This is a genomic window from Elizabethkingia occulta, assembly GCF_002023715.1.
GTDB lineage: Bacteria > Bacteroidota > Bacteroidia > Flavobacteriales > Weeksellaceae > Elizabethkingia > Elizabethkingia occulta.
On the sequence record NZ_MAHX01000021.1, the window covers coordinates 81,614 to 107,125 of the forward strand.

Sequence of the window (25,512 nt, forward strand, 5' to 3'; positions counted from 1 at the left end):
ATAATTGAATTATGAGTTTATTGAATAGTTTTTAACTGTGTTTTAATGATTTTGATTCTATTTGTTATTAATTGTTTATATGTTTTTTGCTGAATTAATGTGTTGTTTTGGGAATTTTTTTCTATTTTTAAGGTAATTATTAAATCCATAATCATATGAGAAAAAATTATTCACTTAAGCAAAAATTATTATTTGTTTTAGCCTTTGCAGTAGCTCCACTTGGAAGCTTTCTGGATGCATGTACCAGAGTAGTATACAAAGGACCTGAAAATAATGTAATCACTGCCAGATCAATGGACTGGAAAGATGAAATAGATGCTAATTTATGGGCCTTTCCTCGCGGTATGCAGCGGGACGGAAATGTTGGTGCCAACTCCATAAAGTGGACCTCAAAATATGGTAGTGTGATTACAAGTGCTTGGGACATAGCCACTACTGATGGTATTAATGAAAAAGGACTTGTTGCAAATGTACTATGGTTGGTAGAAAGCCAGTATCCGAAGTTTAATCCGAAAGGAAAATCCAAAGGTGTAACTATTGCTGCATGGGCACAATATGTACTGGATAACTTTGCAACGGTAAAAGAAGCTGTAGATGAGCTGAAAAAAGAGAAATTCGTTATTGTTTCTGATTTTATTCCGGGAACACAGAAATTTACAACTTTACATTTATCGATTTCTGATGCTACGGGGGATAATGCTATTTTTGAGTATATCAATGGTAAATTAGTGATTCATCATAGTCCTTCTTACACGGTAATGACGAACTCTCCGGAATTTGACAAACAATTAGCAATTAATCAGTACTGGCAAGGAATCCCCGGAACTGTTATGCTACCGGGGACTAATCGTGCTGCAGATCGTTTTGTGAGAGCTTCTTATTATATCAATGCTATACCGCAAACTGCAGATATACGTACTTCTGTTGCCAGCGTATTTAGCGTGATCAGAAACTGTTCAGTACCTTTTGGTATTTCTTCAGAGACCGAGCCAAATATTTCTTCTACGAGATGGAGATCTGTTGCAGATCATAAAAATCTGGTATATTATTTTGAAACGGTGAAAACACCAAATACATTCTGGGTAGATCTTAAAAAATTAGATTTTAGTAAAAATGCTCAGGTGAAGAAGTTAAGTGCCAGTAAAAATGAATCTTATGCCGGAGAAACATCTCAACAGTTTGTCGCGGCTAAGCCTTTTACATTTATCGGAATATAAATTGTTAATCTATAAAAATAGGCTGGTTATAAAGATAATCAGCCTATTTTGTTTAAAGTTGTTCTTGTTTCTGTATTTATTGGTATAGCTGAATAAGAGTTTATCAGTCCATAGATAATATTCTATTTTTCCATTTTTATATTAAACTTATATTTGTCACTGAAAATAAACGGGTTCAGTAAGAATAAAGTTAATATGAAGCATATTTATTTTTGTTTATGTTTTTTTTTTAGTATTTCTGCAATAGATAGTGAAAGGGGGAGTCACAATTACTCACAGTTTATATACACTCTAAATATTTCAGAATTATTTGCATCCTTTTTTAGAAATGAATCTTCATCATATACCAAAATAACTGAGGCTGATAAGCTATTGCAATTATCTGATTCTTATCTTTATAAGAATACTCCTCAATCAATAATTTATGCGCACAAAGCCAGAATAATAGCAGAGGGAATAGGTGACTCCAAAAGAAAGGCTGAATCTTATTATTATATTGCAAGAGGACTTATTTTCCTGAGACAGTTGGAAGAAGCTTATTCATATATAGAAAAAGGAATGAATGAGGAAATTGTAGTGAAAGATGATTTTCATAAAGCTTTGTTCCTAAACTTAAAAGCAATATACCAGGGGAAAGTTTCATTAGCCCAGAAGCAATTAGAAGGAAGTCTAAAGGCATTAGATTTAATCAGCTCAAAAAAAGATGTAAATTCAAGGTTATTATGCTCTCAGCTTTATATGCTGATGGCAGATGCTTATACTGAAATGAATAATGATAAGAAAGCACATTTCTATGCTGATCAGTCGATAAAGTCAATTCAAACGATTTCGGAACAAGAATATTTACAAGCCCCAAAAATATATTACTGTAAAGCCTATATTTATTTTTATAAGGCCTGGTTATATCTTAAACAAAATCAACCTGATCTTGCTTTACCTTTTATTCAAAGGGCACATAGTGAAGCATTGAAAGAGGGGCAAGGGTATATGGCTCCTTTTATGGAAGTATATGGCGATTACTACCTACAAACTGGAAATTATTCTAAAGCAATCGATTATTATTTACGGACAATTGGTAATAAAAAAGAATTTGGACAAACTCCTGAATATGTCCAGTCAAAAGTTGCGACCGCTTATAGTATGCTGGGGAAATATGATAAAGAAAGTTTATATCTGAAGGAATCTTCCGATATGTTAAAATTAAATATCGAGAAAGATAAGGTGCATTTGCAAAGAGAGTTGCAAAATATTCAACAGGATTATAACACTGAAAAAAGCAAAGATAAAATACGAAATGCTATAATATTGGTGCTTATAATATTGGGTTATGTATTTGTATTGTTATTATTCTTGTTTAAATATCGCAAAATCAAAGAAAAGAAAAAGAGAATTTCCGAGGAAAAAGAAAAATTGTTAATACATAAAAAAAGTATTATAGCTGAAAAAGAAAATATTATAGAGGCTCTCCGATTGCGACAAAAAGGAAATCAATTTTCGGAACTGATAGAAATAGCTAAAGAAAATTCTCCTCAGTTTTGGGTTAGTTTTCATCAGTTATATCCGGAAGTGTATGAGAAAATGGTAAATATTAGTCCGAAAATAAAAGTTCCTGAGCTTACTTTTTGTGCTTATCTGTATCTTGGATTTTCCACGAAAGATATTGCTGAATATACTTGCGTAACGGTTCGTGCAGTAGAAACAAGGAAGAGCAGATTACGAGAGAAGTACAGTATCCCTTCCGGTATAGATTTTTATAACTGGATAAGAGAATTATAAGATAAATCTACGTAAAATAAATTTATGAGGATTTTATAAGGTCTATACTGGCTCTACACAAAACCTAAATGTTTTGCTTTTATTGAATTTTATAATAAGATAGTTTCTTCAAAATTTTACATCAAAAGGAAAATTATTTCATGGCCTCTACCAGAAAGTAGAGGCTATTTTCTTCTTCTATTATTATTGATTGGTATGCTTTTTATTTTCTTGAAAAAATATAAAATAATTGTTTATAATATTGAATTTCAGTATTTTATATTCTGTGTAGTAGTATTGTAGTAATGGTAAATTTGTAATGAGATTTGATATTATATAATCTTTGCACCATTAATGAACATGCCTAATATCTAAGCATTGGTTCTCTCCCAGAACACAAATCTTTTTAAAAACTTTTTCAAAAAATTATCATCATTTGTTTTGTAAAAACCAGGTGTGGTTTTGAGCGGATATGTTTATATCCGCTTTTAAAACAAATGATTTGTAATAGAGCAAACAATATGAAATACAATAGTTATGATGAAAAACGACAAAGAAACTCTATGTAAAAAAGAATACGTGCCTCCTGTACTAATGACCTTATTTATTGAAATGGAATGTGGTATTGCCGCAAATTCTGCAACATTAAACCCAGGAGATATAAATACGCCACCAACTCCGGGCGTTGGAGACTGGAATGATGGTGGGAATACCGGAAATGGTGATTATGATTTTTAACCCTTTAAAGAAGAAATATTATGCGAAATAAAAATAAATTCATTTGTACACTTCTGTTAATAGGGGGATTCATTAATAGTATTAGTTCGTGTTCTTCCCGTGAAGATGGTGTGATTACAGAGCCAGATGGAAAAACAGTACTTAATATTAGTGCTAATGTTATTGAAGATGAGATTGTTACGTTGGCTAATACTGCATCTCAAAATGGAAATAGAGTTTTACAGAATTCAGTTATAACTAAAGAGCAAATATCTTACGGAAATGATTTTGATGCATTGGTTGAAATAACTGCATCTTCTGGAAAGCTTTCCAATACTAAAGCTTCTTTGGGGAATAAGTCTATAGCTGCTACCAACCCCAGAATGGGAAATGGGATTAGTTACGTTGTTCGGATTTTTCAGGATAATGCTGGGATTAGAGGAGCTCAAATTGGGCCTGATTATAGCTTTACAGTTGGTGGAACAACTCCAAAAATAACTATAGATGGTGGAACAAAATATCAGTGGTATGCTTTTTCATCCAATGAAGCAACTGTTCCTGCAACAATGATAGCAGCTGGAAAATCTGTTATTGATGCACCAATTTCATCCAACAAAGACATTTTATATGCTTCAGGTACAATTAGTACCGTAAGTGGGAATAACTATCTGGATATTAATTTTAAACATATGACCACCCGAATTGATGTAAATATTGATAGTAAAGGGATGTTTGTACCAATGTCAGGAAATAGCGATGCTACAGTAAATATAGGGACATATAATGGAGCTGCATTTACAGGTATTATTACACAGCAGGCCTTTGACTTAGGTACAGGTACTTTTTATGGAGGGGCGGCTCCAATTCAGTCGGATAAAGCTTTAGACTCACAAGTCTATTCTTCAAAAGTAGTAAGCTTTTATAGCTCGTCAGGAGTATTTATTCCTTCCGGAAATACATTAAAAGTAAAGCTGACTAATATGGAATTCAAGCAATTTAATAATGTGCTACATAAATTTAACCGTGTTTCTTATGTCACGTTACCACAGAATTCATCAAAATTATTGGGTACAAATTTTAAATATAATGTAAATGTACGCTTGATACAATCTGCAGTAAATGTTGGCGGAGTATTGTGGGCTCGTAATGATATCTCTTATGAAGGTTCTAATAGTTACAATATTCCAAATACACGTATTAATGGATTTGACGGATTTCAACCTATTGGTAATCTGTATCCTACAGTTTATTATTGGAGCTGGAATGCCTTGACACCTGCAGATGCTCCTAACAGTAGCAATTATGATACTGCACAGGATCCTTGTGTACAGCTATATCCGGTTGGTACATGGCGAATGCCAACTTCAGTCGAGGCTACAGCATTGACAACCAAAACTCCTGATAATACCCGTGCTACATTTAGTATTTATACTAATGATGCTACTTTTGGCATAAGCTTTAATCATACATCGGGGGCTAATACTCCGGAGTATGGAAACCCAAGAAGTGAATTATATATTCAGTATAATGGTTATCGCCCTGTAAATTATATACCAAATGAAAATTCTCCATATCCAAATAGTATTACAGGATGGGCATATACTGCTAAATCTACACCGATTTCTACTTATCCTGATACTGTAGGAATGTTCTGGACAAAGGATTCCGGTGTAGCTGCAGGGACAGCAAAAGCTTTTGTTCGCAGAGCAGTATTTTCAAATAATGGAATAGAGAATACAGTTTCTTTTCCTGCAGGTAATATTCAGGATATTGATAAAAGAACAGGCCTGAATATTCGTTGTGTACGATCCGTAGCAGCACCTAATACCTAAAATATTTATATCCGGCTTGAACTTAAATATAAATGTATGGGATAATGTTATACAGAAGTTAAATAAACAATCACTTATTATAAAAACTGTCAATATGTGTTTAGTAAGTTAATGCTATCATTATGTTTTTGTTTTTTGACAGTTTTATATTTTTACAGGCAATCATTTTTGATTGCCCGTTTTTATTATGATCATCTTCACTGAGTAAATATCTCAAATGAAAAGGTTATCACTTATTCCGTATATTTTTTAAAGATACTGGTTGCAATGTGACCGCCAAAGCCAAACGTATTGTTCATGGCGTAGATGACTTCTTTGTTTTTCTTTTTACCAAGTGTAAAGTCAAATACGTCTTTGTATTCAGGCTCCGGTTCCAGAGTATTAATTGTTGGTGGAATAATATTTTCGCTCACAGCTTTAATACAGGTAATAGCTTCAACGGCACCAGCTGCACCCAGTAAATGTCCGGTCATAGATTTTGTTGCGCTAATATTCAGCTTATTTTCTCTTCCAAATACCCTTTCTGCAGCCCTAAGTTCGCTAAGGTCTCCTTGTGGAGTAGAGGTAGCATGAACATTTAAGTAATCAATATCGTGTGGTTGAATACCAGCATCTTCCAAAGCGGCAAGCATTCCAAGATAAGCTCCTTCTCCGTCAGGATGAGTGCCAGTGATGTGATAGGCATCTGCAGCCATACCGCCACCTACAATTTCAGCAATAATATTGGCGCCTCTTTGCTTTGCACTTTCCAACTCTTCCAGAATTACAGCACCTGCACCTTCACCAATTACAAAGCCATCTCGGTTTATATCAAATGGTCTTGATGCAGCCTGTGGATTTTCGTTGTTTGTAGAGAGTGCTTTAGCGGAATTAAATCCTCCGACAGAACTTTTTGTTATTGCAGCTTCAGAACCTCCGGTAATAATCATATCGGCCTTGTTCCATTTGATGTAATTATAGGCATCAATAATAGCCGTATTAGAAGTTGCGCAGGCAGATACTGTAGTGAAGTTTACACCACGTAATCCATATTTTATTGAGATAACCCCAGAGGCAATATCTACAATCATCTTGGGTATAAAGAACGGACTGAATCTTGGAGTTCCGTCTCCTGATATATATTCTGTCATTTGTTGCTGAAACGTTTCGATACCACCGTTTCCTGATCCCCATATTACACCGATACGGTTTCTGTTCATCTTCTCAAAATCGATATTTCCGGTTTTTACAGCTTCCTCTACAGCAACCAATGCATACTGAGTAAAAAGATCGTATTTGCGGGCCTCGGCCTTTTCAATGAAATCTAGAGGATTAAAGTCCTTAAGCTCGCAGCCAAATTTAGTTTTGAATTTTGAAGTATCAAATCTGGTAATAGGGGCAGCACCGCTTTTACCTTCTGTTAATGATGCCCAAAAGTCATTTATATTATTTCCTATCGGAGTTACTGCACCGATACCTGTTACAACTACTCGTCTCATAGTTATGATATTAAATCGTTTATAATCGTATTTTTTATTTCCTGAAAATTCTGATGGTAGGTTATTCTCGAAAGATGTTCGGCTCCCAAGATATTGGTGATGATCATCAATGCTTTTGTATGATGATCCATACTATAATTAAAAAAACCTTCCTTTTTGCCGTCTTTTAAAGTATCTGTAAGCCAATTCAGTGTATTATCTGTTAATATTTTCAGTTCTGCCTGAACTTCTGGCTCGAATGAATAATAATCATTGGATAATGCTCCCAGAATACTAATACGCCCTTCGGATTTTGCAACCGCATAAACAGATAAAAACTTTATAAGCTTTTGAAGTGGATTTTCATTTGCTATTTTGCGTTTAAATTTTTCTAAAAGAATATGGTGCTTCTGAATTATGGCTATAACCAGTGTTGTTTTGGTTGTGAAATGATAATGTATTGAGGCATTTTTAATACCCAATTCCTTTGATATATCGCCAAAACTAAAGGCATTATAACCTTTTTTCCGGATCAGGTTATCACCTAACAAAATTATTTTTTCACGCGTATTCATAATGCAAATATACTTACCTACTAGTAAGTAGGCAAATTTTTATTGAAATATTTAAAGTTTAATGACTTGTATTTCGGGAAGTTATTACCAACAACGGGGAAAAAAATGAATATAAAAAGGGCACTAAATCTATATTTAGTACCCCTCTTAGTAATATTTAAAGTTCTAGTATTTCTTTATAACCTGTCCTTTTTTATCAAGTAATATCTTTTTATTTTGGAAGGTTATGGCTTGTCTTACGCCCTTTTTTAAGAGAATTATTTCTTTAAATCTCTGTCCGGATTTATTGATATAGCCTGATTCTGTTACATTTCCACTCCAGCTCCAATGTACATCGGTTAGAGAACCTCCTTCTCGGGCAATTTGTGAAGCAGTTTTTCCATTGTCATAAACTCTTTCTCCACCTATGAAGTATTCAGCTAATCCATCCTTAAAAGGTGCTGCAAAATCAAACTGAGCCATAATGATCTTTTCCCCGCTAAGATTGGCAAAACCAACTTTTTTTCCTTCAGTAAATCTTAACAAACCTTCTTCTACATAGTCTGGACCGTTATCATAAATATAAGGTCTTAAAATTATACTTCCTTTTTTATTTATTCCTATCCATCCCTCTTTTGAATCCAACACAATGGCCATTTTACAAAGCTCATCAGAGTAAGTAGAGATAAAACTAGCGGGGATTTTAATTATATTGTTTGGGGTTTTATAGCCATATAATTCTGTTCCTGAAGCCGAATCTGAGAATACTTTATAACATTCATTTTTCTTTTGAGCTGAGAATAGCGCTGTAAATATTAAAAGTATAAGAAAAGAGAAACGAATATTCATGAGGGTACAGTACATTATGACCAAATATATGGAATTTACAAATTACTTGCTGCCTTTAGGTGATTTTTCAAAACTATAAAATCTTACCCGGTCAATTTCCATTTCAACGGGCAACTCTTTAGGGTCTACTTTGCCAACCCAGGAGCCTCCGAGCTGCATATCCAGCAATAGATAGTATTTGTGATCTGTAAAAGGGAATTGCCCCTCTTTATCTGTTTTTATGCGGGGATAGGAAAATGTTTTGTGACCGTTGATAAAGAAGACAAGGCTGTCACTGTGCAGTTCTATAGCATAGGTATTGAAAGAATCTGGTTTTATTTTTCCGGTACTTCCGTGTTTTGGATTGTCTTTTATATTAAGCTTGTGTGTATAATAACTGTGAACAGTTTGGTAGGCAATACTATCATGATTTAGTCTTTCCATAATATCGATCTCGCCACCTCCAGGCCATTTGCCATTCTGAGCCAATAGCCAAAAAGCAGGCCAGGCACCTTTTGCAGCATTTAGCTTAGCTCTCACTTCCCAGCGTCCTAACCCAAAGGAAACTTTATCTTTTGTATAAATACCGCCTGTAAGAAATTTTGCAGTATCCTGAGATAGGTTGATATTGTTAATCCCGCGGAGTATTAGTTTTCCGTTCCTCATATCATAGCATTCATCATTATTACTCATATGTCTGTCCCAGTCAGAAGTTCCTCTGGGAATCTTACTCCAGTATTTGGCATTGAATGCTTTTTTATCGTTAAAATTATCCTGCCAGACAAGCTTTCCTTTATGGTACTGATTATAGACAGAGCATGAATTTATAAAGATGAACAGAGGGGAGAGCAGAAATATACGGAGCATATTTCGGGTTGAAAGTTGATTTTTCATGGTAGGTTGTTATTAGTTTTGTTTTATGAATATAAAGATAGAAAATAACAGACAGAGTGATGTGAATAAAAGTACCCACTATTTTTGTTTATTTATTTATATCATCGCTGTATCTTTATTCAGGTTTATAAATTCTGATTGATGAAAGAAAAAGTTCCCTCTGTTTTTATAGAAAAGTGGTTAAATGGCTGGTCAGTATCCAGAGAAGTATCACTGCCGGTTAAATATAAGTCTGGATTTAAGGTAGAGGTTGGTTGGGAAAACCAAAAGACCCGTTATGTTTTCCCTGCTCTGAATGAAGATTTAATTCATTTGGCAGAATCGATTGAAGAACCGTGGGTTTTCCTTAAGGTCTGTGCTGCCTGTAGTGAGCTTACAGAAATCTTGCCTGATAGATGGACCGTTCAGCCGCAAGGCTATCTAATGATGAGCGAAAATAATTCTGACAAATTTGAAAACCGAGTACTAGCAGACGGCTATAGCATGGAAACTGAAATTTCTGATGATGGAGTTTATCTCATTAAGATTAAAGATAAAAATAACGAACTAGCTTCCTCTGGCAGAGTTGCATGCATTGATGGCTGGGCCATATATGACCGAATTGAAACCAGTCAGTATCACCAAAGAAAAGGATTGGGAAGTTACTTATTTGCTGAACTCCAAAAAATTGCAAATAAAAAGGGAATTGAAAATAATATTCTGGTTGCTACTGAAGAGGGACGGTTATTGTACGAATCTTTAGGCTGGAAAGTGGTAAGCCTATATACTTCTGTTGTAATCCCGGGATAATTTCTCAGGATAAAATAGATTGATGTTTTATTGTTAAAAGTTATAGAGTACTTCGCTGACTAATATTTTGTGATTTTGTAAGAAATATGACTAAAGCTAATGCAATGCACATCACAAAAACAAACGCCATTAAGCCAATATTTTCAGCTTTCTGTTCGTAGCCGGCCTCAACAATGACCTTATATATACCTGTTCCGTTTTTAAATCCTGTAATCCATTGCCCAAGGTTCCAGGCAAAATGTAATCCGATTGGCAATGCCAAACCTTTAGTGCGTAATGCTGCTATACCAAACAAAAGACCCCCAAATCCAGATCCAATAATAGCCATTTTCCAACTCATACCTGCCAGGATATGTTCAGCAATAAATACAATTATAATAATAAGCAGAGAGATTGTAGATTTCAGTGAATTGTTCAGAGCATTTAGCGGATATGATCGGAAAACAAATTCTTCGCGTAAAGCAACAAAGAAGTATAAGAGTATATTTAAGATAATTGCTTTTGTGCTTAGACTATTTAGGCTTAGAGTCAAGTGATCGTGAAAAAAAAGCAAAGAAATGAGTAGTTGAAATATTGCAGCCATAAGCCCGATTGAAATACCGGTAAAGAATCTTTTTAAAGTTAATTTTCCAGGAAGAATACCAACCATATTGGGTGTTAGCTTTGACCATTTGGTAAAGATAATTACCAGAATAAATGTAAGTCCTGATGAAGCAGCTACAGTAGTCAAATCCTTATATTCAACAGGTAATTCCTTAGTTGTACCAGATACTACAATAAATATAACAAGACTCAGTATATAGAACAATAATATAAGTAAGTAGTATGTATAGCTCTTTTTAACAGGGCTTTGAGCAATAGATTCCATATTATTAGTTTTCCAGTTGTTTTAATATTTCTTTTCCATCCATATTATCAGGGTTTATACTTACTGATTTTTTATAATTTTCGATAGCCGTTTTTTTGTCACCTTTTTTCATATAAGCTTCTCCCAAACTATCGTAGGCATTCCAGGAGTTCGGATAATTCCGGATATTCTCTTTAAAAAATTTTATTGCTTCTTCTGTATGTCCTGAGCGGAGTTGTCTGTATCCCAGATTATTGACAAGATTTTCCGGAGGAATAGTTTTATATGCAAATTCTTCGCTCAGCTTATTAAAATAGGATTGCAGTTCAGAGTACGATTGTATTGTGGGATTATAATTATCAATAAACCAATTGCTATAAATAAATTTTAATCCATCGTAAATACTCTTATAAGTAACGGAAAAATGATTTTCATCGTTATACTTCTGAAATTTCCAATTAATACCTGAAGGAGCATCAGAGGTGAGTACATTTTTAAGAATATCAATGCTTTTGGTATCCTCATCGCCAAGGGTAATAAACATTTTCTCTGAAATGCTTTTATTTTTCTTTAGAGCAGCTTGATATTGGTTTAGTACATCTTTATTTTCCCCATATAGTACAACCGGAGATATGAGAACAGATGCCCGAAATAGATATGGATTTCTTGCTTGTGCATACAGACTGAAAAGGCCTGCTAATGAGTGTGCACTAAGAATGCGGTAAGGCTGTGTTCTATAATTTTGATCGATGTAAGGTACTAATTCATCCTGTACAAACTGAAAGAATTTAGAATTTCCAGCTGCATCAGAGGTGTTGTTATTTTCTTTTCCGGGAGTAAAGTCCCGTGATCTGCTAACATTTACGATCCCAACTACAATCATTTCGGGCGTACGGTTTCTGTCGTAACCTGAAAGGTAATCGGTTAGTTCTGATACGTATTTAAAGTGTCCTTCGCCATCAAGCAAATATAGTACAGGATAACGCTTATTTGAAGTATTATAGCTGATAGGAAAATGTATCCAGATACTCCTTTGCTCTTTTAGCACTTTTGAATCTATAACAATAGCTTTATTGTCACTCAATGGAATAGTCTCAACTTGTCCATACAGATTGGTGAATGCCCCAAAGCATACTATAATATTTACAAACAAGATAAAACATAGATTGGTAATTTCCTTCATAGCTAAAAGCTTTATTACCAGACTAATATACAATGATTAGTCTTTTAAAAAATATATATTAACAAAAAATGTCTAATTACAGAACAGGTACGATTACTATACGAATCTTTGGGTTGGAAAGTGATAAGTCCGTATACTTCTGTTGTTGTAGTTCCTTAAAACATCCACTTAAACTGAATTATGCTTTATCAGAAATAAAATGTCTTTATTAAGAATAGAAACATAATACAGATTCAATTGGCGTAATGCTATTTTTTATGTGTTTATTATTTGTTTTTTCTTTATAATTGCTTTCGGATATTTTGGGTTAATAACTCTGATTATTCCGCGATACACACAATGATTTATGATGAAAAACCTTTACTTACTAGTAGTATTACTTTTTTCTCAGTTCGTATTTTGTCAGAACCTAAACGAGAAATATAATGAATTAAGAAAAGAAGTAAACAATTCTCCTGATAATGTAATAAAAGAAAGCAGAATTTTAAAAGAGAAAGCTTTAAAGACGAATACATTTGCTATTGTGTCAAAGGCCGATTATATTACAAGCTTTGCCTATTATTTAAAAGGAAGTCCCGATTCCTGTATTTATTATGCCAATGCTGCTATTGAATCTGCTAAAAAGAACAATTATAATGAAGGTGAGGCTCTGGGATTGAGAATCCTTGGAACGCAGTACGCTAAGATGGGATTATTAGACAAATCCAGAGAACTACTTGATCAGGCACTTATTTTGGTTTCTAAGCAACAAAATGATGAGGCCTATGAAATTAAAGGCGGAATTTATGGCTCTTTACTCGTATTAATGGATAACAATAAGGAATTGGATAAAAAGATTGTTATTGCCCAAAAAGCCATTAATAGCTATTTGAAAGTAAGTAGCGAAGCCTCCAGAAAAGAATTACTACCTTCAGCATATACGAACCTAAGCTACCTCTATTCCAAAACCAAGAAATATGATTCGGCTTATGTGTATTCACAAAAGGCTTTAGAGTTTATTAACGTCAATGATACTTATAAACTGGCTTTTACCTACCATGATATTGGTTATCTTTTGGCTGCACAGGGTAAATACTCTGAAGCTATTGAGCAATATAAAAAAGCGTTAAGCTATTGTAAAGGAGAAAGCTTTTACGATAAAAAGTTAGAGATATTAAAAGGTCTTTCCGAAGCTTATGGAAATGCAGGTGATAGTAAAAATGCACTTTATTATTTGCAACAATACCAAAAATTATATCTAAACGGAACTCAGAAAAATCAACATGCTGTAAACGAAATATACAATACGGCCAGTAAGCCGGTTCCTATCAAAATAGCTCCGGTTTTAATAACGACTGCCTGTATTGCTTTTGGATTGATGGTCATTTATTTCTTTTTAAACTATAAAAAGAAATCTGAAAAAATAAATAGTCCGCAGGAAGAGAAAAAAGAATCTCTGCAGACTGATATTAATATAAGTGTAGAAACAGAAGAAAAAATTCTCCATAATCTAAATGAATTTGAAAAACAGGAAGCTTTTATAGATAAAGAGACTTCCTTATATAGTGTAGCTAATAAATTCCAGTGTAACACAAAATACTTATCACTTGTCATAAAGAGGCATAAGAACAAATCATTTGTTCAGTATATTAATGATCTTAGAATACAGTATGTTATTAATAAACTGAAAACAGATTCTAACTTTAGTAAATTTAAAATCTACTATTTGGCAGAACTTTCCGGATTTTCTTCACAAAGAGCCTTTACTTCTGCATTTATCAATAATACCCAAATGAAGCCCCTGGAGTATATAAAGAAATATTATTCTAAAGAGTAAGAGTCTGTTTAAATCTTATAGTTAATACTCTTCGATAGTTCGTCGAGCTCACTATAGATTTAGTTCAGAGTGACATTGTTTATCTAAAATATCTTTCTTTACAGGTGTCAGACTGATCCTGTCGAAGTCCAGATTATTTTTGAATTAAAATCTAAATAGGTTTTAAAGGAATACTTTAAGAGATATTATGTCAAATAAGAATGCTGTTCTTAATCTGAAATTATAGGATTATTTTTATTCCTGGTGTCGGATTTCTGAAAATAGCTACCCATTTTAGTAAAACATAACCTAATAATGTGTCTTTATGCAACGTGTTTATTTTTAGCATGTTGCTATTTTTTGTGTGTTCGTTTTTCTGAAAATGAACCTGTTTTTTTATTGTTATTTCCTTTATCGTATGTGGCTTTTCTTTTAGGAAGATGTTTGAATTTTCATATTTGCAATAAATTTTTACGATCACAATTCCTACTACATATGGCAGGAATTTATTAATAGACAAATAAAAATTTTAAGACACAAACAAAGATGGAAACAACAAAGAAAGATGAAATGTTATTTCATGGTAAAAAGCACGTGTATATCCCACCCGTATTAGAGATTGTTTTGGTTGAAATGGAAGCAGGAATATCTGCTACATCTGCACTCGTAAAACCTGATACTACTGTACAAACAGATTGGGAAGGGACTGATACCCAAACCGGAGAAATTATTTGGGAATAACCTTCTTTTCTCATTAGAACCTGTTACAAGGCGCTAGTGTGAATTCCAATGCTTTAAAAACATTTTATCTAAAAAAAAACAAACAAATATGAAAACAGAACAATTTAAAAGTTTAAGTATAACTTTATTATTGGTACTATTGTCTTCCTGTAGAAGTAATGATACAGACAATACTTTAAATCCTGATTCTAAAGCTAATACTGCTATAAAAATTAGCCTATTGGGCTCAGATTTTGCTGGAGCTACAGAACCTGAGTTTACAGCATCGACTGGAAAAGGTAATATAGCGTCTTCTAATGTAATACAAACCCAGATTACAATGATAGATCCAAGTACCTTTGTCTCAACAGAGGTAACACCGGTTTTTCAAGGATTAAATACTCAGGCAGCCGTCAATGGTGTAAAAGCAGCTGTGAGTGGTAGTAATCTGGGAAATGGGATGCAGTTTCGTGTTATAGCCTATAGAAGTGCATCCTCTACAAGCCCGGGCACCTACGTTGCTCATAGAGATTATAGAGTTAATGGTGCTAATGTAGAACTTGTTAATCCCGCAGAAGGTGACCTTTGGCTGGATAATAGTATTACTTATGATATAGTGGCATACTCTTTTGCGGTGGCTTCTTTACCTAATATTACTACTGAAAAAGGTAATATAAGTGGTGCAAAAGCCGATTATATCAATAATACTGATATGATGTATGTAAAGATGCCTAATCAAACATTTGTGAAAGGTAATAATACACTTGGTATTATTCTTCGCCATAAAACAGCATTAATAGAGAAGGTAAATGTAAATGTACTAGATTCTCAACTATCTTTTTCAGGAAGTGGTATTACGAACACTGTGCTTACAATTCCACATGCTAAAGATGGATCTATAGCTTTCAGTGGGGCTAATGCCGGAATTATCTCTGGACGTACTGATTATGAAAACAAGGCCATTAATCTAACGTCAATTAATGGTACTGCAAAATCTCAAAGCCAAACTCTGAATAATGTTTTGATTAACACCAATACCAGCATTGATAATAGTAAGATTGCTGTTTTCTCGGCTAATGTTACAATAACTGATAATACGAAAACACCGGCAGTTACTAAAACACAGTCAATTAATTCCTCGTTTAAATTACTTCCGGAATTTAGGCAAAATCTGAATGTTGAGATTAAAAAGTGTGGCGCGTATACAAGACCAAAAGGTGCTAGCCAGATGACTATTGAAAATAAAGTGTGGCGCGAATTTATGTGTAATGATCTTGGAGTGGATACCAGTGGTAACTTTAATCCATTTGACGTAAGCAGTTCCACTAATATTAAAAGGTTCCATGGAGCCAGATACGAGTGGGGAAGTAATGGATTGAGTAACCAGCAAAATATAAGATGGATTACTAAGGACGTAGATCAGGATACAAGGTATAATCTGGGATTAACCTTCAATTCTCCGGGAGCTCCGGCGGGTAACCCCAATGGTGCCGGATGGAGAGGAATAGGATGGATTGCAGGAGGATTGTTCCCATGGACAGATACTTCTTCCGGAGCTTCTACGCTTCCTGCCGATTCCTGGACAACCAGTGGTAATGGAGGAGCGAGCAACCCTTGCCCAAGTGGTTATCGAGTTCCTACTAAAGAAGAATGGAGTGATGTAGCCAATGCCGCAGATGGATTTAATAAATTCACGAGAACAGGAAATGCAAGCGTTGATTTCGGAGATGAATATGGCAGAGGACGCTGGCTGGGGAATGCATTATTTATTCCTTTTGGTGGGTACCGCCGGGTTACTTCTACTAAAGTGCCGAGTTCTGCTCAGGGGGAATTAGCAGCTCGCCGTACAGAGAATGCATTTTACTGGACAAGTTCAAGAGATGAGAGTGGGGCAGATTTGGTTTATTTCTCTTCCATAACGCCATCAGGAACAATCTCTTCAGGGACAACGCATCCTACACATGGGATGGCTGTTAGATGTATAAAAGAATATAATTAGTTATAAGGATTATGCCTTTGAAAAAAGGTATGATCCTTTCAAAAGAACAATCTCATCATTTGTTTGTAAAACTGATATGTTTTACCGGTAGTTCCAAGAGCTACCGGTTTTATTTATTTGCTTTTGGAAATATAATTATTTAATAAGTGTTTTGGCCAGATTGCCCACTTCTATTAATTTTTCTTTCAAAGATTCATTCCATGGTAGTCCTAGAGTCAGGCGCATGCAATTATGATATTGATTCTGAAGTGTAAATACACGTCCGGGAGCAATACATATATTCTTTTTCATGGCCAGTTCAAAAAGCTCAACCGTATTAATATCTCCGGAGAACTCTACCCACAACGCGAGTCCGCCTTTGGGCTGACTTATTTTAGTCCCCTCCGGAAAATATTGGGCTATAGTCTGGGCATAGTTTAAATAGTTTTCCTGAAGTGTTTTACGAAGTTGCCACAGGTGTTTTTCATATTTACCACTCTTTAAGAAGCTGCCGACACTTTCATTGATAATAGAGTTGGAACAGATAGAATGCACCAGTTTCAGCTTCATAATCTGGTCTTTGTATTTTCCTGGCGCAATCCATCCCACGCGGTACCCTGCAGCAAGAGTTTTAGAAATAGAACTGCACCAGAGTACATTTCCTTCTGTATCAAAAGCTTTACAGCAACTTGGTCTTTTGTTACCAAAATGGAGATCTCCATAAACATCGTCTTCCACAATAGGAATATTGTGTTTTGAGAGAAGCTCTACTACTGCTTTTTTATTTTCATCAGGCATGCAGCTGCCTAAAGGAGTATTAAAATTTGGGATCAGAAGACATATATCTATTTTTGAAACCAGTTTTTCCAGTTCTTCAACCAAAAGTCCCGTTTCAGGATGGGTTGGAAGTTCCAGTACTTTCAATCTCAAACTTATCGCCAACTGTAGTATTCCAGGGTAGCAAGGACTTTCTATAGCAATTGTATCTCCCGGTTTGGTAAGAGCCATCAGGCAGAAAGATAAAGAATTCATTCCGCCGTTGGTAGTAATAATATCATCTTCATTTAGATTTCCACCCCAGTTAAGAGATCTGGCAGCAATCATACGGCGAAGAGTTACATTGCCCTGTAGAGATTCATAAGATGTTCCACCTCCTTTTAGAGTTCTTGTAGCCTGTATTACTTCTTTTTTCAGTTGGGGTAGAGGAATTAGTTCACCGTCTGGTGCTCCAATAGAAAAAAGCATTAAATCCTCACGGCCAATATTTGTAAATACCTTGCTAATAAGCTCATTGGGCTCATTACTGCTGGCAACAGGGGATGGCTTACTCGTTTCAGGAAGTGGTAAACGCAGATATGGAAGCTGGCTTACAAAATACCCGGATTGAGGAACCGAATAAATCAGAGACTGTGATTCTAGCTCCAGAAAAACTCTTTTGGCTGTGTTCATACTTACATTATGACTATGGCATAAAGCTCTCACAGAGGGCAGTCTTTCACCTTCTTTCAAAACCCCGCTTTTGATCTGAGCAGAAATTTTGTGCGTAATGGAACTGTACAGGAAATCATTTTTCATATTACAAATATATCTGTATCCATTGGAATTTCAAAAATTGAGACTGTATTTATTTTTTTTAACCCTATACATTTGTACTTAGAAAAAAGAAACATGATGAAAGATACTGTAATATCTGGTGTATCAAATGATAACACAACCAAAGGCTGGATAAATGGTTTTATAGGAGTTTTACTTTTCAGCGGGTCGCTACCGGCTACCAAAGTCGCTGTTATGGATTTATCTCCTTATTTTGTAACAGCAGCAAGGGCTTCTATAGCAGGAGTTATTGCGTTACTTGTCCTGCTTATTTTTAAAGAGAAAAGACCATCGAAACAGCAAATTGTTCCTATTATGCTAGTTTCTTTTGGAGGTGTTGTCGGGTTTCCATTACTTTCCGCTATGGCCTTGCAGTATTTTACTTCAGCTCATTCCATTGTATTTATAGGACTGCTACCTCTGGCAACAGCTATCTTCGGAATTTTTCGTGGTGGAGAGAAAGTACCAAAGCCACTTTTTTGGGTGTTCTCAATTTTAGGGAGCCTTTTGGTTGTAGGCTATGCTGTGGCACAAGGAATTTCTGTAGCACCAGTTGGAGATTTGTTAATGATTCTGGCGATTATATTATGTGCTCTTAGTTATGCCGAAGGCGCAAAGCTTTCTAAAGACCTTGGCGGATGGCAGGTTATTTCGTGGGCACTGGTTATCGCATTGCCGATTACTGCTCCGTTAACTTTCTTTCTGCTCCCTGAATCTATCGGTACAGTCAGTATTTCCGCGTGGGTCGGTGTTGCTTATGTAGCCTTGTTCAGCATGTTTATAGGATTTATATTCTGGTACAAAGGGCTTGCACAAGGGGGAATTGCAGCTGTGGGTCAGCTACAACAGTTACAACCGTTTTTCGCGCTAGCACTAGCCTCCACCTTACTTCATGAGAAAGTAAGTATAGGTATGATTGCAGTTACACTAGGAGTTATCCTTTGTGTACTGGGTGCCAAGAAATATGCTAAATAAAATTTCAGTTTTTTTTTAGACTGGGGCTCTTTTTGCCTGATTTATGAAGTCTGAAGTTTCTTCATGCCCAGAAGATTCCTGATGATAAAGAAGAGTCCCAGTATTATAAATGGAATACTTAAGATTTGTCCCATATTCAGAACCATTCCATGTTCGAAGCCTACTTGATCTACTTTAATAAATTCTACAGCAATTCTTAAGATGAAAATAAGGCAGATGCTTATTCCAAAATAAAAGCCTTTTCCTGCTTTAAAGATTCCCTTCTGATAAATAAAATAAACCAAAAAGAAGATAATAAAATAAGAGATGGCTTCATATAGCTGTGCCGGGTGTCTCGGAACATCATCTACATGTCTGAAGATAAATGCCCATGGCAAATTAGAAGGAGTACCTATTATCTCAGAATTCATCAGATTGCCTAATCGGATAAATGCACCGCCTAGCGGAGCTACAATAGCAATAATATCAAAAATTCGCAGAAATTGTATTTTATATTTTCGGGCATAGAATATCATCATGATAATCAGACCTATTACACCACCATGGCTGGCCAGTCCGGCATATCCGATAAAATGATAAGCACCGTCTTCACCTTTCTGGATAGGTAAGAATATTTCTAATGGATGTTGGGAATAATAATCGAAGTCATAGAATAGACAATGTCCTAATCTTGCGCCTACGAGAATTCCGATAAAGGCGTAAGTAAATAAAGCTTCATGTGCTTTTTCACTTAATTGTTCCTTTTTATATACTTTTCCCAGAAGATTGTAACAAAGAATTAGTCCTATACAAAATAATAAACCATAATATTTTAGCGGAAATCCACCACCTATATTAACGATTTCGGGATTTACATTCCAGTTGATGTAGAGTAAACTCATTTATTTTTTATTTTGTTTTAACTATTGGATTATGTTTTACAGGAAAATTCACGGAATTGGCAATAAAGCAGTATTCATGTGCTTTTTTATGAAGCTCGATAGCTTTTTCAATCATATCGCTACTTTTAACAATAACAACGGGATTTAGTGTTACTTCTTTAAAGTAGCCATTTCCATTTTGTTCTTCAATCATTATACCCTGAGCTGTGTCTGTATATTCCTCCACGATAATATGATTCGTAGAGCAGAAGTGCAGATACCAAAGCATATGACATGATGAAAGAGAAGAAACCAATAAGTCTTCGGGGTTATGTTTGGTAGGATCACCGAGAAAAGCAGGATCGGAAGACGCCTGAATTACAGCTTTTTGTTCAACAATAATATTGTGGCTTCTTTCGTAGTTTTTATAATGATCCGTACCCGAACCTTTATTACCGGTCCATTCGGTCCTGGTCTGGTAATGATGCTCCTTCATAAGTGTTTTCCATTTTAAAGGCCAAAGATACGGAATAAATGCTTAAACTATCTTTGCGTTCCTAAGGTCTTGATGGCCAGATTAGCAATGTCTGTCGTAACTTTTGTAGGGGAATTACAATCGCAGTTGCTGAGTCCAAGAACATAGATGTCCTGTTTTGGAAAATAGATTCCCATTGTTTTAAATCCAAAAATGCTTCCGCCGTGTTCTCTTGTCGGCTGTCCTATGATTTCTTTAATATGCCAGCCATAACCATAAGTAAATTCCTGACCGTTGTTGAGTTTATATTTTCTAAAAGCTTTTTGGGCATTTTCAGGTTTTAGCAATAAATTCTGATTAAGCGCTTTTTGCCATTTTAGCATATCAGTTGTAGTAGACATTAAGGATCCCGATGAAAACGGAACACTAAAACTGATAACGGTTTTGTTTACATAAACATTTCCTTTTTGATGATAGCCATAAGCTCTGTTTTTGATAACTTTTCGATCACTGGCATAATATGAATTTGTCATTCCGGCTTTATCAAAGATATTTTTCTGTATAAAATTTTCGTAAGTATCTCCAGAAGTTAATTCTATGATGTAACCTAAAAGAACATAGCCGGCATTGTTGTATTCAAACTTTTCTCCCGGGGAAAAATCAATGGGTTCATTTTTAAAAAAATCAACCATCATTTTAGGCTGCATTTCCTTTTGCGCAATTTCTGATAAAGACTTCATCTTGGTAAAGTCTCTGATTCCGGAGGTATGGGTTAGCAGATGATGAATTGTGATTTTATCTCCGGAAGGGTAGTCCGGTACGTATTTGGATACGGGATCCGTTACTTTTAGTTTCCCTTGCTCTTCAAGAATAAGTATTGAAATAGCCGTAAATTGTTTGGTTATAGAGCCTAATTGGAAAACGCTTTCAGTACTCAGATCTGTATTTAATTCCAGATTAGATTTCCCAAATGCTTTCTTATAGATAGGTTTTCCATTCTTTGTAATCATAAATACCCCACCTGGGCCATTCATATCTCCAAATTCCGTCTTGATAATACTATCTGTTTTTTGCTCTAAATTCTGAGAAAATAGTGTAGTAATGACAAACAGAAATAAAAATGCTGAAAAAATTCTTTTACTGTACATAGTTTTAATTCATCTTATTTAAATATACATAATATTATGTTATACAAGATAGTGTATTTATAAAATTACCTGAACAAATACCTGGTTTATTATTCCAATACTATTTTCATTTAGATTATACTTAAAAGATTCTAATGTCTCTTTAACATCTCTATTTCGATAATGTTATTATCTTTTAAAAAATCTTCTTTATACTCTTTTATCAGTTCACGCTTTCTTTCAGCACCATTTATAAATTTTCCTCCTGAGTAATGATCCGGAATTTCACCAATATTACTAGACGGATCACTTCTGTAATTTCTAAATGCTTTTATATATTGTGGGTAGGTTATTTTTATGGCATCAGTATCTCTACTTCTTATGGGATATACAAAATTTCTTTTTTCATGTTTGATACCCTTTATTTCCCAGATGTAACTTTTAGTATCATCTTCGATTTTTACTATTAATCCGGGCAATCCTCCAAATTTATACGGACCATTTGGAATAGGAATTTCCTGACAAAACCATGCCGTCCATTTTCTTCCTCCGTATTTTGCAGTTGCCTTTTGAGCCTTAAAGTTTAGTATCTGAATAGTCTCATGTGAGAGCTCCCAATGAATTTGAATTTCTTCATTAATATTATAGCGTCTGCTAGCTATATTTTCGAAGAATTCCAAATTATTAGGGGAATCGTTTCTTTTAATTACTCTGGTATAAGTCATTATTTTATTTGGAGGCATAGAGTTTATTCCTCTTTTAAAATTTTCAGATAGTACAGAATCTACTGCATAGGCACTCTGACTGAAATATTCAGATTTTTCCTTACCAATGCTTAAAATCATTATTTCATTCTCAATATTTTGTTTTTGAGTGGAATCAGAAATGTATTTGTACTCATAAATAAATTGTTGATTCTGACTGAAAAGTATATTGCTGATAAGAAGTACTAAAAGTAAAATGCATTTGTTCATTTTAGTATTTCTATAGACCATATTAATTAAGACTTGAAAAGAATAGATAATGTATTGAACTAATACTTGTTTATTTGCATTTCGTTTAATAGATATTTGTAGTGATTTGAATTTCATTGTAAAATGGTTAAGTTTTTTGTTGATTTTTAGTTTTTAATAAAATTAAGAAAAAAATGAATTAAATACTTTTGATAATATTCATTTTATGCTATCACCTTATTTGTAAAATAGTTTCAGAAATAATTTATAATATCCGGGTCTATATATCGATTTCAGTTGGTTTAATAATAAAAGCCGGTAAAAGAATATTTACCGGCTCTTTCTATTTATTATGAAAATGTGTAATGTTATTATTTAACCGCTACATATATATCAACTTCTGCATTCTCACGATCTTGTGCTTTTTCACCGTAGATTTCAAAATCTGCTGTATAGCTTCTGTCGAGACCTGTATCCCATATCTTCAGCCATTCATTGTAAACAATCCCTTCTGTAAGGTTTCCTTTAGTTGTCTGTTTACTATAGTCAGAAGTTTCGATAATCTTTCCGACCATTCCTTCAGGAATAGTATCCAGATTGTCTACTTTACATCCTAAGATTGTAGTATAAGGCTTTGTATAATCTTTCTCATAATCTGTATAAATACAATAGATCGCATGATCGGCCTTATTCGGAATCTGATCCATAATTCCTTCAGTCATAAACTTATGCCATAGTACAGGAATATCCTGGGCTGCCTGCTGATTTTCATTCGTTGTCCTTACAGCAATACCTATCACATAAAAGGTGTCGAGTTTGTGGTGCATAATTTCTTAGTGTTTATTTTTATAATTACAAATTTATAGTACTCCAGTGACAACCCTTTGTCAGTAGCAATATTTAGGATTGATGAATAAAAAAACGGACAGCCTGAAAGACTGTCCGATAAAACTGTTGTATGAGACAGTTTTTACACATAAATGAATGATAATATTACGATGAAATAATATTCAGGTTAAATTTTGTTATACTATATCTATACTTAATTTTATTATGGATTACAGGTAACAATCTGCTTACCTGTTCCGTTACCGGACATATAAGTAATATTAATAACAGATTGTGTTGCCGTAACGGTATTGGTTCCGGTTGTATTCCATTTTATGGTATTCAGTGTATTTCCGTTGTACAATTCCAACGGTTCTAATGCGCCTCCGGATGACTTGCTGCCAAAAAGTGAAATTTTTCCGTCTTTACTGATTACAACCCTTACTAACGGAGCAGAAGGAGTTCCTTCAAGATCCCATATTTCATAGGTTCTTTTAGCAGGCAGTGCTGCAGGACGCAAAAGCGCCGGAATAACATCACTTCCATACACTGTTCCGTCAGCGAAACGAACTGTGCGGGTTGCCCCGTCATTCCCCTGGAAATTTATTTCTTTACTGGCCATTTGTGTTCCGTTAATGGTTAGATTAAAAGAATTATCCAGTTTATAGATATCGAATACAAAACCAAAATCTGTAGCAGGCATTGTGAAAGTTTGTGTTACCCCGTCTTTTACAGAGAAAGGAACCGGGTTAATATCTTGTCTGCATGGACCAAGTCTTAAGTTTAAGTTATATCTAACTCCGGGAGTAATTTTTAATTTATCTATTGTCATACTTTTCGATACCCCGTCTACGGTTACAGTTCCTAAATTAAGCTGTCCCGTTGTGGTGGTATTCGAAATGACCTGGGTTGGACTGCTTGTAACGATTGGTAAGTTTTGGGCAGAAAAGGACACGGGCTGACTTATAGAACCATTATAGGTTAGGGCATCTGTAGCAAAGCTGATGTCTGCGGAGCTATTGGCAGGTGTAATAGTGGCATTGCTTACTGCGGAAATATTTCCTACCTGCCTTGCATCCAGCTTTGTCGTAATCTGACTGTACTGATGTTTTAGTATAACATTCAGATTATTAACGCCATTACCCGTTACGGTCATGGTTTTTTTGAAATACATTAAATCTCCATTGATGCTGGATAATTTTGCATTAGCCAGAGTCCCTCCGTTGTTTATAGATGGGGTAGAAGATGTACTGTTTAAAGAGTAAGCAACAAAAGTATAGTTTTGTCCTCCGTTTAATAGAAAGCCATCTGTTTCTCCGTTTTTATAGGTAAACTCTTTTTCGGTAACATAGTTTCCGTCTTTGTCATATACTGCAACTTTATACCTGACACCAACACCTAGCTCTGTGGGCTGATTTGCCGCTGCCATTGGATTGACAGATGCCTGTGCCTTACTAGAGATTGATGATGTATTAGACTGAGGAGTAAGGGTCGCCATTACAAAGCTGTCGTCACCCAAAGGAATCTTTGTTTGTTGCGGGCTCGTGGCAGCTACCATGGTTTTATTTGTGGAAGCCTGGAATACAGGGACTTCTTCTTCTGATTCAATTCCGGCAAGGTTTACCTGTACATTGTATACCGAATTAGCGGTCGTTGTGTTGTCGCTTATTCCACCTTCTGCGCTGCGGCAGGAAGTAACTGCTAAGGACAATGCTAGTAGGGGAAAGCCTACTGCTTTTAATTGTAATTTCATCATTTTGTATTTTAAATTGTGTGTTTTTTGTGTTTTTGTCTTTTAGGTTATGGGTTACAGATAACAGTTTGTTTTCCTGTTCCAAAGCCGGACATGTAGGTTGTCCCAAATACAATCTGGGCAGCAGTTACGGTATAAACTCCCGTAGTTTTCCACCTATTTTTGTTAAAAGTAGAACCGTTGTATAGTTCCATAGGTTCCAATGGCCCACCGGAAGATTTACTTCTGAGTAATGATACTCTCCTCAGTACTCCGACAAGGGGTAATGGTAAGAGATAAAGCTGATAGTGAAGAACTCGTTATTTTAAATTGTAAATGTTTCATCATTTATATGTTGTGTTTGTGCTCTAACTATCAAAAAGGGCAGGCAATACGGGGATTG

General features: G+C 34.9%; 22 protein-coding genes. 9 read left to right on the forward strand and 13 right to left on the reverse strand.

What is annotated here, in order from left to right; genetic code table 11:
• Window positions 1-155 precede the first annotated feature (155 nt).
• From BAZ10_RS17430 to BAZ10_RS17445, 4 genes are all read left to right on the forward strand, one after another.
• Window positions 156-1,217 carry a linear amide C-N hydrolase gene (locus BAZ10_RS17430; protein ID WP_078773116.1) on the forward strand — a complete coding sequence of 354 codons (1,062 nt, stop codon included), beginning with the start codon at window positions 156-158 and terminating at the stop codon, window positions 1,215-1,217.
• Between the two features lie 195 nt (window positions 1,218-1,412).
• Window positions 1,413-2,993, forward strand: a complete 1,581-nt coding sequence (locus BAZ10_RS17435; protein WP_131828235.1) for a hypothetical protein — start codon at window positions 1,413-1,415, stop codon at window positions 2,991-2,993.
• Window positions 2,994-3,509: 516 nt separating this feature from the next.
• A complete protein-coding gene (locus BAZ10_RS17440; protein ID WP_078773118.1) occupies window positions 3,510-3,710 on the forward strand; it encodes a hypothetical protein in 201 nt (66 codons plus the stop codon).
• Window positions 3,711-3,730: 20 nt separating this feature from the next.
• Window positions 3,731-5,521, forward strand: coding sequence for a hypothetical protein (locus BAZ10_RS17445; RefSeq protein ID WP_078773119.1), 1,791 nt, complete (start codon window positions 3,731-3,733; stop codon window positions 5,519-5,521).
• 233 nt (window positions 5,522-5,754) lie between these two features.
• On the opposite strand, the gene fabF is transcribed toward BAZ10_RS17445, so the two are convergent.
• The 4 genes from fabF to BAZ10_RS17465 all read right to left on the reverse strand — a co-directional run bounded on the left by fabF (window position 5,755) and on the right by BAZ10_RS17465 (window position 9,254).
• Window positions 5,755-6,999 carry a beta-ketoacyl-ACP synthase II gene (fabF, locus tag BAZ10_RS17450; RefSeq protein ID WP_078773120.1) on the reverse strand — a complete coding sequence of 415 codons (1,245 nt, stop codon included), beginning with the start codon at window positions 6,997-6,999 and terminating at the stop codon, window positions 5,755-5,757.
• A 2-nt stretch (window positions 7,000-7,001) separates the two neighbouring features.
• Window positions 7,002-7,553, reverse strand: coding sequence for a TetR/AcrR family transcriptional regulator (locus BAZ10_RS17455; protein WP_078773121.1), 552 nt, complete (start codon window positions 7,551-7,553; stop codon window positions 7,002-7,004).
• A 165-nt stretch (window positions 7,554-7,718) separates the two neighbouring features.
• Entirely contained in the window at window positions 7,719-8,381 is a 663-nt protein-coding gene (locus tag BAZ10_RS17460; protein WP_078773122.1) for a WG repeat-containing protein, read from the reverse strand.
• A 42-nt stretch (window positions 8,382-8,423) separates the two neighbouring features.
• On the reverse strand, window positions 8,424-9,254 hold the full coding sequence (locus BAZ10_RS17465; RefSeq protein ID WP_078773123.1) for a glycoside hydrolase family 16 protein: 831 nt from the start codon (window positions 9,252-9,254) through the stop codon (window positions 8,424-8,426).
• Between the two features lie 141 nt (window positions 9,255-9,395).
• Here BAZ10_RS17465 and BAZ10_RS17470 point away from each other — a divergent pair, with 141 nt between their 5' ends.
• Complete coding sequence (locus BAZ10_RS17470) at window positions 9,396-10,043, forward strand: GNAT family N-acetyltransferase (protein ID WP_078773124.1); 648 nt, start codon at window positions 9,396-9,398, stop codon at window positions 10,041-10,043.
• A 40-nt stretch (window positions 10,044-10,083) separates the two neighbouring features.
• Here BAZ10_RS17470 and BAZ10_RS17475 read toward each other — a convergent pair whose 3' ends face one another.
• Complete coding sequence (locus BAZ10_RS17475; RefSeq protein WP_078773125.1) at window positions 10,084-10,911, reverse strand: CPBP family glutamic-type intramembrane protease; 828 nt, start codon at window positions 10,909-10,911, stop codon at window positions 10,084-10,086.
• Window positions 10,912-10,915: 4 nt separating this feature from the next.
• Window positions 10,916-12,073, reverse strand: coding sequence for an alpha/beta hydrolase-fold protein (locus tag BAZ10_RS17480; RefSeq protein ID WP_078773126.1), 1,158 nt, complete (start codon window positions 12,071-12,073; stop codon window positions 10,916-10,918).
• A 346-nt stretch (window positions 12,074-12,419) separates the two neighbouring features.
• On the opposite strand from BAZ10_RS17480, the gene BAZ10_RS17485 reads away from it, so the two are divergent.
• The 3 genes from BAZ10_RS17485 to BAZ10_RS17500 all read left to right on the forward strand — a co-directional run bounded on the left by BAZ10_RS17485 (window position 12,420) and on the right by BAZ10_RS17500 (window position 16,587).
• Window positions 12,420-13,889, forward strand: coding sequence for an AraC family transcriptional regulator (locus BAZ10_RS17485; RefSeq protein ID WP_078773127.1), 1,470 nt, complete (start codon window positions 12,420-12,422; stop codon window positions 13,887-13,889).
• Between the two features lie 525 nt (window positions 13,890-14,414).
• Window positions 14,415-14,609, forward strand: coding sequence for a hypothetical protein (locus BAZ10_RS17495; protein WP_078773129.1), 195 nt, complete (start codon window positions 14,415-14,417; stop codon window positions 14,607-14,609).
• Between the two features lie 88 nt (window positions 14,610-14,697).
• Window positions 14,698-16,587 carry an FISUMP domain-containing protein gene (locus BAZ10_RS17500; protein WP_078773130.1) on the forward strand — a complete coding sequence of 630 codons (1,890 nt, stop codon included), beginning with the start codon at window positions 14,698-14,700 and terminating at the stop codon, window positions 16,585-16,587.
• Window positions 16,588-16,722: 135 nt separating this feature from the next.
• Here BAZ10_RS17500 and BAZ10_RS17505 read toward each other — a convergent pair whose 3' ends face one another.
• Window positions 16,723-18,141, reverse strand: coding sequence for an aminotransferase-like domain-containing protein (locus tag BAZ10_RS17505; RefSeq protein WP_078773131.1), 1,419 nt, complete (start codon window positions 18,139-18,141; stop codon window positions 16,723-16,725).
• Window positions 18,142-18,237: 96 nt separating this feature from the next.
• Between BAZ10_RS17505 and BAZ10_RS17510 the strand changes: the two genes are divergently transcribed.
• Window positions 18,238-19,134: a DMT family transporter gene (locus BAZ10_RS17510; protein WP_078773357.1), complete on the forward strand. Its 897-nt coding sequence runs from the start codon at window positions 18,238-18,240 to the stop codon at window positions 19,132-19,134.
• Window positions 19,135-19,175: 41 nt separating this feature from the next.
• On the opposite strand, the gene lgt is transcribed toward BAZ10_RS17510, so the two are convergent.
• From lgt to BAZ10_RS17540, 6 genes are all read right to left on the reverse strand, one after another.
• On the reverse strand, window positions 19,176-20,015 hold the full coding sequence (gene lgt, locus BAZ10_RS17515) for a prolipoprotein diacylglyceryl transferase (RefSeq protein WP_059323596.1): 840 nt from the start codon (window positions 20,013-20,015) through the stop codon (window positions 19,176-19,178).
• 7 nt (window positions 20,016-20,022) lie between these two features.
• Window positions 20,023-20,490 (reverse strand): OsmC family protein, encoded by a 468-nt coding sequence (locus tag BAZ10_RS17520; RefSeq protein WP_078773132.1) that lies wholly within the window; start codon window positions 20,488-20,490, stop codon window positions 20,023-20,025.
• Window positions 20,491-20,537: 47 nt separating this feature from the next.
• On the reverse strand, window positions 20,538-21,617 hold the full coding sequence (locus BAZ10_RS17525; protein ID WP_078773133.1) for a serine hydrolase domain-containing protein: 1,080 nt from the start codon (window positions 21,615-21,617) through the stop codon (window positions 20,538-20,540).
• Between the two features lie 131 nt (window positions 21,618-21,748).
• Window positions 21,749-22,570 (reverse strand): GLPGLI family protein, encoded by an 822-nt coding sequence (locus BAZ10_RS17530; RefSeq protein WP_245803859.1) that lies wholly within the window; start codon window positions 22,568-22,570, stop codon window positions 21,749-21,751.
• A 350-nt stretch (window positions 22,571-22,920) separates the two neighbouring features.
• Complete coding sequence (locus BAZ10_RS17535) at window positions 22,921-23,376, reverse strand: GyrI-like domain-containing protein (protein WP_078773135.1); 456 nt, start codon at window positions 23,374-23,376, stop codon at window positions 22,921-22,923.
• Window positions 23,377-23,600: 224 nt separating this feature from the next.
• Window positions 23,601-25,133 carry a hypothetical protein gene (locus BAZ10_RS17540; protein WP_078773136.1) on the reverse strand — a complete coding sequence of 511 codons (1,533 nt, stop codon included), beginning with the start codon at window positions 25,131-25,133 and terminating at the stop codon, window positions 23,601-23,603.
• Between the last annotated feature and the right edge of the window lie 379 nt (window positions 25,134-25,512).

Coding starts and splice junctions, on each gene's coding strand:
- BAZ10_RS17430 (WP_078773116.1), top strand. CDS start 156: ATGAGAAAAAATTATTCACTTAAGCAAAAATTATTATTTGTTTTAGCC.
- BAZ10_RS17435 (WP_131828235.1), top strand. CDS start 1,413: ATGAAGCATATTTATTTTTGTTTATGTTTTTTTTTTAGTATTTCTGCA.
- BAZ10_RS17440 (WP_078773118.1), top strand. CDS start 3,510: ATGATGAAAAACGACAAAGAAACTCTATGTAAAAAAGAATACGTGCCT.
- BAZ10_RS17445 (WP_078773119.1), top strand. CDS start 3,731: ATGCGAAATAAAAATAAATTCATTTGTACACTTCTGTTAATAGGGGGA.
- fabF (WP_078773120.1), bottom strand. CDS start 6,999: ATGAGACGAGTAGTTGTAACAGGTATCGGTGCAGTAACTCCGATAGGA.
- BAZ10_RS17455 (WP_078773121.1), bottom strand. CDS start 7,553: ATGAATACGCGTGAAAAAATAATTTTGTTAGGTGATAACCTGATCCGG.
- BAZ10_RS17460 (WP_078773122.1), bottom strand. CDS start 8,381: ATGAATATTCGTTTCTCTTTTCTTATACTTTTAATATTTACAGCGCTA.
- BAZ10_RS17465 (WP_078773123.1), bottom strand. CDS start 9,254: ATGAAAAATCAACTTTCAACCCGAAATATGCTCCGTATATTTCTGCTC.
- BAZ10_RS17470 (WP_078773124.1), top strand. CDS start 9,396: ATGAAAGAAAAAGTTCCCTCTGTTTTTATAGAAAAGTGGTTAAATGGC.
- BAZ10_RS17475 (WP_078773125.1), bottom strand. CDS start 10,911: ATGGAATCTATTGCTCAAAGCCCTGTTAAAAAGAGCTATACATACTAC.
- BAZ10_RS17480 (WP_078773126.1), bottom strand. CDS start 12,073: ATGAAGGAAATTACCAATCTATGTTTTATCTTGTTTGTAAATATTATA.
- BAZ10_RS17485 (WP_078773127.1), top strand. CDS start 12,420: ATGATGAAAAACCTTTACTTACTAGTAGTATTACTTTTTTCTCAGTTC.
- BAZ10_RS17495 (WP_078773129.1), top strand. CDS start 14,415: ATGGAAACAACAAAGAAAGATGAAATGTTATTTCATGGTAAAAAGCAC.
- BAZ10_RS17500 (WP_078773130.1), top strand. CDS start 14,698: ATGAAAACAGAACAATTTAAAAGTTTAAGTATAACTTTATTATTGGTA.
- BAZ10_RS17505 (WP_078773131.1), bottom strand. CDS start 18,141: ATGAAAAATGATTTCCTGTACAGTTCCATTACGCACAAAATTTCTGCT.
- BAZ10_RS17510 (WP_078773357.1), top strand. CDS start 18,238: ATGAAAGATACTGTAATATCTGGTGTATCAAATGATAACACAACCAAA.
- lgt (WP_059323596.1), bottom strand. CDS start 20,015: ATGAGTTTACTCTACATCAACTGGAATGTAAATCCCGAAATCGTTAAT.
- BAZ10_RS17520 (WP_078773132.1), bottom strand. CDS start 20,490: ATGAAGGAGCATCATTACCAGACCAGGACCGAATGGACCGGTAATAAA.
- BAZ10_RS17525 (WP_078773133.1), bottom strand. CDS start 21,617: ATGTACAGTAAAAGAATTTTTTCAGCATTTTTATTTCTGTTTGTCATT.
- BAZ10_RS17530 (WP_245803859.1), bottom strand. CDS start 22,570: ATGAACAAATGCATTTTACTTTTAGTACTTCTTATCAGCAATATACTT.
- BAZ10_RS17535 (WP_078773135.1), bottom strand. CDS start 23,376: ATGCACCACAAACTCGACACCTTTTATGTGATAGGTATTGCTGTAAGG.
- BAZ10_RS17540 (WP_078773136.1), bottom strand. CDS start 25,133: ATGATGAAATTACAATTAAAAGCAGTAGGCTTTCCCCTACTAGCATTG.